General features: G+C 72.8%; 9 protein-coding genes. 6 read left to right on the top strand and 3 right to left on the bottom strand.

Annotation, left to right across the window (positions count from 1 at the left end; translation table 11 throughout):
• Together ACIBK5_RS33665 and ACIBK5_RS33660 are read right to left on the bottom strand one after the other, a co-directional pair.
• Complete coding sequence (locus ACIBK5_RS33665; protein WP_399025563.1) at positions 1-1,407, bottom strand: ABC transporter substrate-binding protein; 1,407 nt, start codon at positions 1,405-1,407, stop codon at positions 1-3.
• 199 nt (positions 1,408-1,606) lie between these two features.
• Entirely contained in the window at positions 1,607-5,737 is a 4,131-nt protein-coding gene (locus ACIBK5_RS33660) for an FHA domain-containing protein (RefSeq protein ID WP_399025645.1), read from the bottom strand.
• 364 nt (positions 5,738-6,101) lie between these two features.
• Here ACIBK5_RS33660 and ACIBK5_RS33655 point away from each other — a divergent pair, with 364 nt between their 5' ends.
• The 4 genes from ACIBK5_RS33655 to ACIBK5_RS33640 all read left to right on the top strand — a co-directional run bounded on the left by ACIBK5_RS33655 (position 6,102) and on the right by ACIBK5_RS33640 (position 11,539).
• Positions 6,102-7,805 carry a serine/threonine-protein kinase gene (locus ACIBK5_RS33655; RefSeq protein ID WP_399025561.1) on the top strand — a complete coding sequence of 568 codons (1,704 nt, stop codon included), beginning with the start codon at positions 6,102-6,104 and terminating at the stop codon, positions 7,803-7,805.
• Between the two features lie 133 nt (positions 7,806-7,938).
• Positions 7,939-9,186, top strand: a complete 1,248-nt coding sequence (locus ACIBK5_RS33650; protein WP_399025559.1) for a serine/threonine-protein kinase — start codon at positions 7,939-7,941, stop codon at positions 9,184-9,186.
• 324 nt (positions 9,187-9,510) lie between these two features.
• The gene (gene prfB, locus ACIBK5_RS33645) at positions 9,511-10,617 is read left to right on the top strand and encodes a peptide chain release factor 2 (RefSeq protein ID WP_189723994.1); all 1,107 of its coding nucleotides are present in this window, start codon (positions 9,511-9,513) and stop codon (positions 10,615-10,617) included.
• Between the two features lie 289 nt (positions 10,618-10,906).
• The gene (locus tag ACIBK5_RS33640) at positions 10,907-11,539 is read left to right on the top strand and encodes a hypothetical protein (RefSeq protein ID WP_399025557.1); all 633 of its coding nucleotides are present in this window, start codon (positions 10,907-10,909) and stop codon (positions 11,537-11,539) included.
• A 108-nt stretch (positions 11,540-11,647) separates the two neighbouring features.
• On the opposite strand, the gene ACIBK5_RS33635 is transcribed toward ACIBK5_RS33640, so the two are convergent.
• The gene (locus tag ACIBK5_RS33635; protein WP_261683029.1) at positions 11,648-11,839 is read right to left on the bottom strand and encodes a hypothetical protein; all 192 of its coding nucleotides are present in this window, start codon (positions 11,837-11,839) and stop codon (positions 11,648-11,650) included.
• A gap of 290 nt (positions 11,840-12,129) precedes the next feature.
• On the opposite strand from ACIBK5_RS33635, the gene ftsE reads away from it, so the two are divergent.
• Both ftsE and ftsX read left to right on the top strand, forming a co-directional pair.
• A complete protein-coding gene (gene ftsE, locus ACIBK5_RS33630) occupies positions 12,130-12,819 on the top strand; it encodes a cell division ATP-binding protein FtsE (RefSeq protein ID WP_184593314.1) in 690 nt (229 codons plus the stop codon).
• Positions 12,820-12,858: 39 nt separating this feature from the next.
• Entirely contained in the window at positions 12,859-13,776 is a 918-nt protein-coding gene (gene ftsX, locus ACIBK5_RS33625) for a permease-like cell division protein FtsX (protein WP_382499996.1), read from the top strand.
• Positions 13,777-13,799: the final 23 nt, after the last annotated feature.

The following is a 13,799-nucleotide window of genomic DNA, read 5'->3' as shown; positions in this document are numbered from 1 at the left end:
TCAGTTCCCGTAGGCCGCTGCCGCTTCGGCCTCCAGCTTCGCCTGCGTACCCGCGATGTCCTTCGGGTTCTTCAGGAAGTCCTGGAGGATCTTCCACTCGCCCTTGCCGGGCGTACCGCCGAAGGCCTGCGGGGCCTGGTCGGACATGTCGAAGCGGAAGTCGTCACCGGCGTCGATGAGCGCCTTGGCGATCTTCTGCTGCACCGCGTTCGGGTACGCGGAGTTCGGCACGTTCTTGTTCGGTGAGAGGTAACCGCCCAGCTTGGCCTGGATCTCCGCCGCGTCGGGGGAGGCGAGCCAGGTGGCCAGGGCCTGGGAGCCCTTCGAGTCCTCCAGGATCACGGCCGCGTCACCGCCCGAGACCACCGGGCCGTTGTCACCGACCGCGGGGAACGGGAACACCTTCGCGTCCGTCCCGATCTTCATACTCGACGGGATGTTGACCTGCGCGAAGTCACCCGCGGAGACCATGGCCGCCTTGGGCTGGTCCCCGCCGGTGAAGACCTGCGTGACGGAGGCCGGGAAGTCGGTCTGCAACGCCCCGTTCGCCCCGCCCGCGATGTAGTCCGGCTTGCCCCAGATCTGCGCGAGCGTGGTCAGCGCGTCCTTCACGGACGGGTCCGTCCACTTGATCTCGTGCTGGGCCAGCTGGTCGTACTTCTCCGGTCCCGCCTGGGAGAGGTAGACGTTCTCGAACCAGTCGGTCAGCGTCCAGCCCTCGGCGGCGCCGATGGAGAACGGGGTGACGCCGGAGTCGAAGACCGTCTGCGCGGTGTTGAGCAGATCCGGCCAGGTCTCGGGCTCACTCGCCCCCGCGTTCTCGAAGACCTGGTTGTTGTACCAGATCAGGGACTTGTTGGCGGCCTTGTAGTAGACGCCGTACTCCTTGCCGCCCACCTTGCCGATGTCCTGCCAGCCCTGCGAGTAGTTCTCGCCGAGCTCCTTGAGGGCGTCGGAGCCGAGAGGCTTGGCCCAGCCCTTGTCGACGGCCTGTTTGATGGCGCCGGGCTGCGGCAGCATCGCGATGTCCGGCGGCTGCCCGCCGGCCACCTTCGAGCCGATGAAGTTGATGATCGGGTCCTGCGCGGGCACGAACGTGACCTTGGCGCCCGTGCGCTTCTCGAACTCCTCCAGGACCTTCTTGAAGTTGGCCTGTTCGGTGCCGCTCCACACGGCGGCGACCTCCAGGCTCGTCCCGTCCAGCTTCGGAAGGGTGACGTTGTCGGCGGTCTGCTGGGTGTCGCCCGTGCTTCCACCGCTGTCGCTGTCGCTGCTTCCGCAGGCGGTGAGCGAGAGCGCGAGCGCTCCCGCGGCGACCGTGGCCGCGGCCTTGGCGGCTCTGCGGTGCTGGGGGGTCGCCTTCTCGGGCGACCAGCGTGTCCGGATGGTGCTGCTCGTCATGCGCATGACTGCCCCGTTCTTCGTTCCTCGTCGAACGTCGAGCGCGCTCCCGTGCGATCTGGTCTACGCCCGGGTGTGCGGGGGCGGCAAGATGGCGTCGGCTGTCAAGCGGGGGATCGTGACCCCCTCGTGACCAGGGGCTGAACCTCTGATCATCGGACGGGGTCGGCTTCCGGCCAGCACCACGTACGCGTGCTGGCGAGTGCTACAGAAGTGACGGCACCTCCACCGCCGAGACCTCCCTCGCCGCCCTTTCCAGCGCGCTGGCCAACAGTGCCAGGTCGGTCGGGCCGTTTCCGAGCTCCCGCACCGGGCGCCGGGCCGGAGGGTCACCCATGCGGTGCCATTCCAGCGGTACGACCGTGGGGCGCAGGGTCGCCGTCCGGGGGATGCGGCCGGTGACCCGCCCGCCCTGGAGCGGTGTGACCCGCCCGTCCGCGCACGTCAGGCTGCCCCGGCCGGGCGCCGGCTCGTCCGGTCCCGGTGCCGGGGCGTCGAGCGCGACGCGCAGGGTGGCCCGGCGGGCCGGTTCGGTCTCCGCCGTACGGGGGCACGGGCCGGACGCCGTCACCAGGTGGACGCCCAGCCGCTCTCCCTCCCGGGCCACGGCCTCCAGCGCGCGCATCACCGAGCCGGCCGCGGGCCGCCCGGTCGAGCCGAGCGCGGGGGAGACCAGGGCGTCCAGATCGTCGACGACCACGACGAGCCGGGGCAGCGGCGGTGCCGCCTCCGTCCGCCGCCTGGCCGCTCCGGGCCGCAGCCGCATGGTCGAACTGGACGGGGAGTCGAGATCCCCGGCACCGGCCCCGGCGGCCGTCTCGCCCTGGACACCGCCCCGGGCCGTGGCCGTGCGCTGGGCGACCATACGGCCCGACAGCTCACGGCCGCTGTGCCACTCGGCGAAGTCGGACCGGCCCAGCAGCTCCGCGCGCCGCTTCAGCTCGGCGCTCAGGGACTGCGCGAACTCCCTCATCCGCACCGGGTCGTGCGCCGAGAGGTGCGTGGTGACATGCGGTACGTCCGTACACACCCGCAGGCCCTCGCCGTGTCCGCCGCCCGCGCCGGAGCCGGGGCCGGCGCCGCCCCGGCCGTCGACCAGCACGATGCCCAGCCGGTCCGGCCGCTCGGCGGCGGCCAGGGACGCGACGACCGCCCGCAGCAGTTCGGTGCGGCCGCTGCCCGGCGGGCCCTCGATCAGCAGATGCGGTCCCTGGACCGCGAGGTCCGCGCAGACCGGCCCGCGCGGCCCGGCGCCCAGCACCGCGCGCACCCGGCCGCCCAGCGCGTCCGCGTCGTCGGCCGCGTCCGCCCAGCGCGCCATCAGCGACGCCGGGGTGGCCCGGGCCAGGCCCAGCTCGTCCAGCAGCCGGGCCGCCTGGGGCAGCGGCGCGGAGACCCGCGGCTGCCGCTCGCTCGTCGCCGCGTCCGTCCGCAGGGGCGCCAGCGCCCGCGCGAAGCGCTCGGCCCAGGCCGGGGAGACCGCGTCGACGGTGGCGACCGTGCCGTGACCGGCCGGCGCGGAGCCCGCTCCGGCCCGGGCCACGCGCATCAGCCGCAGCGCCGTCGCCACGTCCCCGCTGAGCAGCGCGACCGCGCCGCACTGCCGGAACGTCGGCGACACCGCGCAGGCCGCCTCGTACGTCTCCGTCACCGGCGAGGCCGGGGAGGCGGCGGCCGTCTCGGCCAGACACACCACGTGTATTCCGGCCCGCGGGCCCTCCGACGCCAGCCGCGCCACGGCCTCGCGCAGATCGGCCCCGCCGGGGTCGCCGTCCACGACGAGCACGGTGAACGGGCCGGGGAAGGGGACGGAATCGCCGGTACCGGGGGCGTCGCCCGAGGGCCGGTGGCCTGGGAGCGGCACGCCGGCGGGGGCCGGGGGAGTGCTGGTGAACGGGGTGTCGCTGCCGCGGGCGTGGGTGGCCGGGGAGTCGCTGGCGCGTGCGCGGGTGGCCGAGGTGTCGGTCGGCGGGCCGCCGGCATGCGCGGTGCCTGCCGCCGGCGGCAGGCTGCCCGGCCCCGCCTCCGCCAGCTGGTCCTCCAGACGGCGGAGGAGCTCGTCGGTGCGGGCCGCTGCCTGTTCCCGGTCGTGGGCGAGGAGCAGCCGGCAGTCCTGGCCGTGCCCGGGACGGACATGCGGCAGCCAGCCCAGCCATGACCACTCGGCGGTGCGCTCCTCCAGCGGGCGGGATCGGTCCGCGGCGATCAGGACGATCTCCAGCATGTCGGGGGAGTGCAACGCGGTGAGCTGGGCCAGCAGGGCCCGGGCCAGTCCGCCGAGCCGCGCCCGCGGCCCGGCGAGCCCCAGAGCGCCGACCTCGCGCAGCCCGGCGGTCACCGGCACCGCGGGCAGCAGGCCCGAGCCGTCCGGCACCGCCCGGTCGGCCGTGCCGAGGCGCACCGCGAGCGCCTCCGGGTCGCCCGGACCGCGCTCCCAGAGCCGGGGTCCCGGGCCCAGTGCCGTCAGCAGCAGGGTGGCCGGATCCGGCCAGGTCTCCGGTACCGCCGGTACCACGGCCGAGCGCTCCGCCACCGCGTCGGCCGGCTCGTCCGCGTACGCCTCGCGCGCGTCCGGCCCCTGGTCGCCGCGCCCACCGGCCAGCCGCCGGGCCCAGGCCCCGAGCCCGCCGCGCCTGCGGGCACCCTGCGGTATGTCGGTCCCCCGGAGGGGAGTGCCCTTGCGCCCGCGCCCGGAAGGCTCCTCCGGGGCGCCCGGCCCCTGGCCGCCACCGGAACGAACGTCCCGTCCCGGCCCGGAGGCAGCGGAAGCGGGCCCCGCCGGCGCGGAAGCAGGCCCATCATCGGCTCCGGCCCGAGGACCGGCGCCGTGGGTCCCACGGGGGCTGTGGGTCCCGCCGGTGTCGTAGGTCCCGCGGGTGCTGCGGGTCCCGCCGGTGCCATGGGTCCCATCGGCGCCGTAGGTAGCGCCAGTGCCGTGGGCTTCACCGGTGCTGTTGGCCCCGCCGGTGCTGTTGGCCCCGCCGGTGCTGTTGGCCCCGCCGGCGCCGTAGGCCCCGCCGGCGCCGTGGGTCCCGCCAGCGCCGTAAGCCCCGCTAGTACCGTGGGCTCCACCGGTGCCGTGGGTCCCACCGATACCGTGCGCCCCGCCGGTACCGTCAGCCCCGCCATCGGCGAATGGCCCGCCGACCGTCCCCGCTCCAAAGCGCCCCGCATGGGTGTCCCCGTCGCCGAGCCCCGCCTGCGAGGCATCGCGCTGCCGGGACGTCTGGGCCGGGCCTTCGGGGGAGGCCATGGGGGACGAGCCCTCGGCGGCATCGCGCTGCCGGGGGGCCCGGGCCACTCCGTCCGGCGCAGCCGCTCGTGTCTCTTCCCGGGACGCCGCACGCGTGGAGTCCTCGGCAGCAGCGTCTCCCCGCACCCCCGAGACACGCCGCCCCCGCGCACCCGGCACGGCACCGGACCTGCCTTGTCCGGGCCCCGGGTACGCCCCACGCTCGGCGGACCCCGGCCCGGCCGCCCCCTCACCTCTGCTCTCGGCCCGGGGCGCCCCGCCCTGCCCCGGCACCACGGCCGAGTCGACGGAGCCCTGCCCGGCAGTGCCCGGCGTGGCCCAGGCCGCCGAGCCGTAGGCGTGCCGCGTGGCGCCGGAAGGGCCGGAAGAGCCGGTCGGCGTCGGGTTCGTCGCGCGCGGGTGGGTCGTCGGGCCGTCCCCGGCGGGGCCCGGCACGCGCACGTGCCCCTCCCCGTCCGGAGTCGTGCCGACCCGGGCGCCCGGTCCTCCGGCGGGAGCCAGCCGCAGGGCCGACTCGCCGATCCGCAGCAGCGCCCCGGGCGCGAACCGGACGGCCCGGCCACCCACCGGCCTGCCGTCCAGCGACGTGCCGTTCGTGGAGTCCAGGTCGGCGACCGCGACACGGCCGTCGGCGCCCACGGTCACCGCGCAGTGCAGCCGGGAGACGTCCGGGTCGTCCAGGGGCACGTCGGCGTCGGCGGAGCGGCCGATGCGGATCTCGCCGCCGTGCAGCAGATGGACGCCGCCGGCGTCGGGGCCGGCGACCACCTGGAGCTGGGCCGGGGCGTCGTCCAGCTCGGGGTGCGGCTCCGGTTCGCCCGGCGCGCCCACGGACAGCACGGCACCGTCGGTCAGCGGGGGCTCGCCGAGCGTGCAGCGCTGGGCGTCGAGCCGCTGCTCCCCGGCGTACAGCACCACCGTGCCCGAGCCGTCACCGCCGGAGACCACCTGGGCGAGCCCTGAGGCCACCGCCGCGAGCGCCGTACCGGCGGGTGCCGTGACCAGCACGTCGCTGCGTGGGGCGCGGCCCTGCGCCGGCGCCGACGGGCCCAGCGGATCTACGACGGTCAGCCGGATCTGCATCGCCGTCAGCGGTCCCTTCTGCCCGGGCGCGGAGTCCCCCACCCCGCCCCAGCACGTCGGCCAATACTGCAGGCATCCTCGCACCTGCCACTGACACCGCGCCCCTCGCTCCGGGAAAGGTGATCTTGATTGGTCGGCTCTGCCCGCAAAAGTGCCTGAGAGATGACCCACAGGCGACATCTTGAGATCGGTCACGTTCATTCCCGGCAACCACAAGACCGAGGTGAGCGTCTTTGCTTCGAACGGATGTGAGAACGGCTACGTAAGACCCACAGAAAGCCGACACCCCGGTCCCCGGCGTAGCGGCACTACAGTGGGTCGGACACAGGCCAGCAGGCAAGGCAAGCAGCAGGGAGCGCATGACGTGCGGCCGGTAGGCAGCAAGTACCTGCTCGAGGAGCCGCTCGGACGCGGCGCCACGGGCACCGTCTGGCGAGCCCGCCAGCGCGAGACCGCGGGCGCCGAGGCGGCCGTGCCGGGGCAGCCCGGCGAGACCGTCGCCATCAAGGTCCTCAAGGAGGAGCTGGCGAACGACGCGGACATCGTGATGCGGTTCCTCCGGGAGCGCTCCGTCCTGCTCCGGCTGACCCACCCGAACATCGTCCGGGTCCGTGACCTGGTCGTCGAGGGTGAGCTGCTGGCCCTGGTCATGGACCTCGTGGAGGGCCCCGACCTGCACCACTACCTGCGGGACAACGGCCCCTTCAGCCCCGTCGCCGCGGCCCTGCTCACCGCCCAGATCGCCGACGCGCTCGCCGCCAGCCACGCCGACGGCGTCGTCCACCGCGACCTCAAGCCGGCGAACGTCCTGCTCCAGCAGTACGACGGGCGGATGCACCCGCTGCTGACGGACTTCGGCATCGCCCGCCTCGCCGACTCCCCGGGCCTGACCCGGACCCAGGAGTTCGTCGGCACCCCGGCGTACGTCGCGCCCGAGGGCGCGGAAGGCCGTCCGCAGACCTCCGCCGTCGACATCTACGGCGCCGGCATCCTGCTGTACGAGCTGGTCACCGGCCGTCCGCCGTTCGCCGGCGGCTCCGCCCTGGAGGTGCTGCACCAGCACCTGAGCGCCGAGCCGCGCCGCCCCTCCACGGTCCCGGACCCGCTCTGGACGATCATCGAGCGCTGTCTGCGCAAGAACCCGGACGAGCGGCCCAGCGCCGAGAACCTCGCCCGCGGTCTGCGCGTCGTCGCCGAGGGCATCGGCGTGCACGCGAACTCCGCGCAGATCGCCGCCGCCGAGGGCGTCGGCATGCTCCTGGCGCCCGACCCGGCGCCCGCGCCCGTACCGGACATGTCCGGCGAGGCCGACCCCACCCAGGTCCTCCCGCAGGGCGCGGGTTCGTACGACCCGAACGCGGCGACCAGCTTCATGCCGCACACCGGCGGCCCGGCCGGTGCCGGCGACCCCACCTCGGTCCTGCCCCACCGGGGCGCGGCCGACCCGACCGCCGTCATGCCGCCGGTCCCGCCGGGATCGCCCGGCCACCCCGGTCAGCAGGGCCAGGGCGGCGGGCCCGAGGACCCGCACCCCTGGCAGAACCAGCTGCGGGCCGCCCGCGACCGCAACGAGCAGACACAGGTCCAGAACTACCTCGACCCGGGCCAGGACCCGCTGCGCCGCCGCCCCCAGCGCCAGGTCGCCCGGCCGCAGCAGGCCCCGCAGCAGCCTCCGCAGCGCGGCCGGCAGCCCCAGCCCGGCCCCGGCTACGGCCATCCGCAGCAGCAGCCCCAGCAGTACGCCCCGCAGCACCAGCCCCAGCAGCCGCAGCGCTACGCCCCGCCCCCGCCGCCTCCTCAGCCGCAGCAGCCCCAGCAGCCGCAGCGCGAGCCCCGGCAGCCGAGGCAGCGCAGCGCCAACCCGATGCGGATCCCCGGGCTCGGCTGCCTGAAGGGCTGCCTCTTCACGATCGTCATCCTGTTGGTCGCGGGCTGGCTGATCTGGGAACTGAGCCCCCTCCAGGAGTGGATCGGCACCGGCAAGGGCTACTGGGACCAGCTCACCGACTGGTTCGGCACGGTGACCGGCTGGATCGAGAAGCTCGGCGGGAGTTCGGGCGGGAACTGACCCGAAACTGTCCCGAACCGGCATGCGGGGTTGGTGATTTGTCGACACCTGGCGGGTGATTTCCGCCCGGGCGGTGAAGGTTGGCTCCTCCTGCGCGTAGTTTTAGCGACAACACGCGTCGGTAGGAGCAGCCTTGGCACGGAAGATCGGCAGCCGGTACACCGCCCACCAGATCCTGGGGCGGGGCAGCGCCGGCACGGTGTGGCTGGGCGAGGGCCCCGAAGGCCCGGTCGCCGTCAAGCTGCTGCGCGAGGATCTCGCGTCCGACCAGGAACTCGTCGGACGCTTCGTGCAGGAGCGGACGGCACTGCTCGGCCTGGAGCACCCGCACGTCGTGTCGGTGCGCGACCTGGTGGTGGACGGAAACGACCTGGCGCTGGTCATGGACCTCGTCCGCGGTACGGACCTCAGGACCCGGCTGGAGCGGGAACGCCGGCTGCCGCCCGAGGCGGCCGTGGCGATCGCGGCCGACATCGCCGACGGGCTGGCGGCCGCGCACGCGGCGGGCGTCGTGCACCGGGACGTGAAGCCGGAGAACGTGCTCCTGGACATGCAGGGCCCGCTCGGCCCCGGCGGCTCCCACCGCGCGCTGCTGACCGACTTCGGCGTGGCGAAGCTCATCGACACCCCGCGCCGGACCAAGGCCACGAAGATCATCGGCACGCCGGACTACCTCGCCCCGGAGATCGTCGAGGGCCTGCCCCCACGCGCGTCCGTCGACATCTACGCGCTCGCCACGGTCCTCTACGAGCTGCTGGCGGGCTTCACCCCGTTCGGCGGCGGCCATCCGGGCGCGGTGCTGCGCCGGCACGTCACGGAGACGGTCGTGCCGCTGCCCGGCATCCCCGACGAGCTGTGGCAGCTGCTCGTGCAGTGCCTGGCCAAGGCGCCGGCCTCGCGGCTGCGGGCCTCGGAGCTCGGGGCGCGGCTGCGGGAACTGCTGCCGATGCTGGCGGGCATGCCGCCGCTGGAGGTCGACGAGCCGGACACGGAGTCCGCCGAGGAGGACGACCGGGAGGAGCAGCCGGCCGGACCGGCACCGGCCGGGGAGCGGGTCCGCAGACGCGGCGCGGTCCCCCTGGTCCCGGGCGCGAAACCGGCCGACTCCAACCGGGACACCCACACCTCGATGCGCGTCCCCGCCCCCGACGAACTGGCCGGCGGTGCCCATGGCACGGCCCGCGCCCCGCGCACGACGGGCACGCCGCGGCCCGGCTCGGCCCGCAACCGCGCCGCCGCCCGGCGCCGCCGCCTGGCGCTCGGAGCGGGCGCGGTCGCCCTGGTGGCCGCGATCGGCGTCGGGGTATGGCTGTCCACATCGGACGACGACACGAGCACCCCTCCCCAGGACACGAGGAACTCGGCCCCGCAGTCGCCCTGACGAGCCGGGCTTCGCCGGGGCCCTGGTGCGGCGCCGCCGGACCGGGAACTCGGCTCCGCGTTCTGCTCGACCCGTTGCGAAGAACCGGCGCCGGCCCGAGGCCCGCGCCATTGAACGCCGCGTCGGGGTGGGGCTATGGCGGTCGGAGCGCGGGCCGGTCTGCCGCCGCCGGGTGCCCGAGCCCACAGTTCCGCCGGAGCACCGTGCCGCCGTGCCGCCGTGTGCACCGCGACCCCCGGCCGGGTCGCGAAGCCCGGCGCGCCTTCGGCAGCCCGCTCCGCCCGCCCGGCGATGGCCGCCGGGCGGAGCCGTTACGCTGGAGGCGTGGCAGTCGTCGACGTATCCGAAGAGCTCAAGTCCCTCTCCTCGACCATGGAGTCGATCGAGGCCGTTCTGGACCTCGACAAGATGAGGGCAGACATCGCCGTGCTCGAGGAGCAGGCGGCCGCGCCGTCCCTGTGGGACAACCCCGATGAGGCGCAGAAGATCACCAGCAAGCTGTCCCACCTCCAGGCCGAGGTGCGCAAGGCCGAGGCCCTGCGCGGTCGCCTCGACGACCTGGGCGTTCTCTTCGAGATGGCCGAGGAGGAGGACGACCCGGACACCCGCGCCGAGGCCGAGTCCGAGCTCACGGCCGTGAAGAAGGCGCTGGACGAGATGGAGGTCCGCACCCTCCTCTCCGGCGAGTACGACTCCCGTGAGGCCCTGGTGAACATCCGCGCCGAGGCCGGTGGCGTCGACGCCGCCGACTTCGCCGAGAAGCTCCAGCGCATGTATCTGCGGTGGGCCGAGCAGCGCGGCTACAAGACCGAGATCTACGAGACGTCGTACGCGGAGGAGGCCGGCATCAAGTCGACCACCTTCGCCGTCCAGGCGCCCTACGCGTACGGCACGCTCTCCGTCGAGCAGGGCACGCACCGGCTCGTGCGCATCTCGCCGTTCGACAACCAGGGGCGCCGCCAGACCTCCTTCGCGGGCGTCGAGGTCCTGCCCGTGGTCGAGCAGACCGACCACATCGAGATCGACGAGTCCGAACTGCGGGTCGATGTGTACCGTTCGTCCGGCCCCGGCGGCCAGGGCGTCAACACCACCGACTCCGCGGTGCGCCTCACCCACATCCCCACCGGCATCGTCGTCTCCTGCCAGAACGAGCGGTCGCAGATCCAGAACAAGGCGACGGCCATGAACGTGCTCCAGGCCAAGCTGCTGGAGCGGCGTCGCCAGGAGGAACAGGCCAAGATGGACGCCCTCAAGGGCGACGGCGGCAACTCCTGGGGCAACCAGATGCGTTCGTACGTGCTGCACCCGTACCAGATGGTCAAGGACCTGCGCACCGAGTGCGAGGTCGGCAACCCCGAGGCCGTCTTCAACGGTGAGATCGACGGGTTCCTCGAGGCCGGAATTCGCTGGCGCAAGCAGCAGGAGAAGTAAGTTTGTCGACAAGGCAACTGTCGCCATGAGCGCGGCAGTTGCCTTTTCTGTGCCCGGATGTCTGGGTTTTACATCACACTCACAGAGTTCGACTCTCCGCATAGCCCTCAGAGTTGGACATGGCGCCCGCAAACGCCCTTGACGTGTTCTTGAAAAATGGGAAGGGTAAAGCGCGGCATGCGTGTCTCTGGGGCGCATGTGAACCGGGGGGCCTTTTTCACCGCAGCCGCCCTGTCGATCGCAGCCCCGAGCCCTGCCTCACTGACGAGCTACTGGGGGTAGCAACCATATGACGAAGAAGACGCGGATCCGTGTCGCACGGATAGCGGCCGGCGCCGTGATCGCGGCCGGTGCCTCGCTGACCGCCGCTGGTGCCGCATCCGCCGCGGAGGCCGAGGACTGCCTGCTCGGCATCCTGTGCGCCAACGAGTCGCCCACTCCGGTCCCGACGCCGACGGACCCGCCCACCGACATCCCGACCGACCCGCCCACGGACATCCCGACCGACCCGCCGTCGACCGAGGAGCCCACGGACGAGCCGACGGAGCCCACGGACGAGCCCACCGAGCCGACCGAGGACCCGACCGACGCGCCGACCGACCCGGGCAACGGGAACGGCAACGGTGGCGGCAACGGCAACGGCAACGGTGGCAACAACGGCGGCGGCAACAACACCGACCCCGACGGCGGCACCTCCCCGCAGGAGGAGGGCTCCTCCTCCATCACGGACACCGGCTCGGACTCCACCCCGGCGGCCCCGCAGGGCCAGGCCCAGGCCCAGGGCAACGGCGCGGAACTCGCCGAGACGGGCGCCGCGCAGACCACCTTCCTGGTGATCGGCGCCGCCACGATGATCGCCGGCGGTGTCGGCTTCCGTCTCCTGCCGCGCCTCGTGGGCGGCCGTGGCGGGGCTGCAGCCTGACGGTAGCCACGTCCGTACGGACCGTAGGCACAGCGCGAAGCCGAGGGCCCGGAGCGAAACGCTCCGGGCCCTCGGCCGTGTCTGTGGTGTGGCTGCGATCCGCGGGTGCTACGCGGTCTGGTGCGCCAGTAGCGCCACCGCGGCGATCAGCACCGTCAGCAGTGCGATCAGCGTCATCGGGTTCAGATTCGCGAGGAAGTTCTCCTGCTGCAGCCGCTCGCGGTTCGCACGGCAGACGGGGCACCTGCCCTCGCTCACGGGGGCCGCGCAGTTCGCGCACACCAACCGGTCGTACGTCATGCGCTCGCCCTCCTTGCGCCGGTTCCTTGTATGTAACGCTCGTGCGGGTGCGAACGTTCCCTCTCCACTGTGCCAGGTTCCTCCGGAGGGCGCGCGGCTCGATCCCAGAGGGGTGGTTGTGCGTTGTTGCGCGCCCGCGGGCAGGTGGGGCTGGTCGCGCGGTTCCCCGCGCCCCTTCGGCCGGGTACAAAACGGCACATCCCTTGCGCAACCACTGTCGGTGACTGCGGTCCGCTCCCCGGTTCGCGTATGGTCACGCTCATCTACCCCCGGCGACCCGTGGTGCATCCGTGATCCGATTCGACAACGTCTCCAAGGTCTACCCCAAGCAGACCCGCCCCGCCCTCAGGGATGTCTCCCTGGAGGTCGAGAAGGGCGAGTTCGTCTTCCTCGTGGGGTCCTCCGGCTCCGGAAAGTCCACCTTCCTGCGGCTGATCCTCCGCGAGGAGCGGTGCAGTCACGGGCAGGTGCACGTCCTGGGCAAGGACCTCGCACGACTCTCCAACTGGAAGGTGCCGCAGATGCGGCGCCAGCTGGGGACGGTCTTCCAGGACTTCCGCCTGCTGCCGAACAAGACGGTCGGCGAGAACGTCGCCTTCGCGCAGGAGGTCATCGGCAAGTCGCGCGGCGAGATCCGCAAGTCCGTCCCGCAGGTGCTCGACCTCGTCGGCCTCGGCGGCAAGGACGACCGGATGCCCGGCGAGCTGTCCGGTGGTGAACAGCAGCGCGTCGCCATCGCGCGGGCCTTCGTCAACCGGCCCAAGCTGCTCATCGCCGACGAGCCCACCGGCAACCTCGACCCGCAGACCTCCGTCGGCATCATGAAGCTGCTCGACCGCATCAACCGGACGGGCACGACCGTGGTGATGGCCACGCACGACCAGAACATCGTCGACCAGATGCGCAAGCGCGTCATCGAACTGGAGAAGGGCCGCCTCGTCCGCGACCAGGCCCGCGGTGTCTACGGCTACCAGCACTGAGACCGCACCCTAGATCACGGAAAGGCATAACCAGTCGCCATGCGCGCCCAGTTCGTCCTGTCGGAGATCGGCGTCGGTCTCCGCCGCAACCTGACGATGACCTTCGCCGTCATCGTCTCCGTCGCCCTGTCGCTCGCCCTGTTCGGCGGGTCGCTCCTGATGAGCGACCAGGTCAACACCATGAAGGGCTACTGGTACGACAAGGTCAACGTCTCGGTCTTCCTCTGCAACAAGAGCGACGCCGAGTCCGACCCCAACTGCGCCAAGGGTGCGGTGACCGACGACCAGAAGAAGCAGATCCAGACCGACCTCGGCAAGATGGGCGTGGTCGAGAAGGTCACCTACGAGTCCCAGGACCAGGCGTACAAGCACTACAAGGAGCAGTTCGGCGACTCCCCGCTGGCCAGCTCCCTCACGCCTGACCAGATGCAGGAGTCGTACCGCATCAAGCTGAAGGACCCGCAGAAGTACCAGGTCATCGCGACCGCCTTCGACGGGCGGGACGGCGTCCAGTCCGTTCAGGACCAGAAGGGCATCCTGGACAACCTGTTCGGGCTGCTCAACGGCATGAACTGGGCGGCGCGGGCGGTGATGGCGCTGATGCTCGTCGTCGCGCTGATGCTGATCGTCAACACCGTGCGCGTCTCGGCGTTCAGCCGGCGGCGCGAGACCGGCATCATGCGTCTGGTCGGAGCCTCGGGCTTCTACATCCAGGCGCCGTTCATCATGGAGGCCGCGGTCGCCGGACTCATCGGCGGGACGGTCGCCTGCGGGTTCCTGGTGGTCGCGCGGTACTTCATCATCGACCACGGTCTGGCGCTGTCCGAGAAGCTGAATCTGATCAACTTCATCGGCTGGGACGCGGTCCTGACCAAGCTGCCGCTCATCCTCGCCACGAGTCTGCTGATGCCCGCGTTGGCCGCGTTCTTCGCGCTGCGCAAGTACTTGAAGGTGTGACGCATGCCAACAGGGGCCGTACG

Origin of the sequence: Streptomyces sp. NPDC050546 (assembly GCF_044457425.1) — a bacterium.
Taxonomy (GTDB): Bacteria; Actinomycetota; Actinomycetes; order Streptomycetales; family Streptomycetaceae; genus Streptomyces.
The sequence above is the reverse complement of the archived record's forward strand: the minus strand, read 5'-3'. Positions and strand labels throughout refer to the sequence as shown.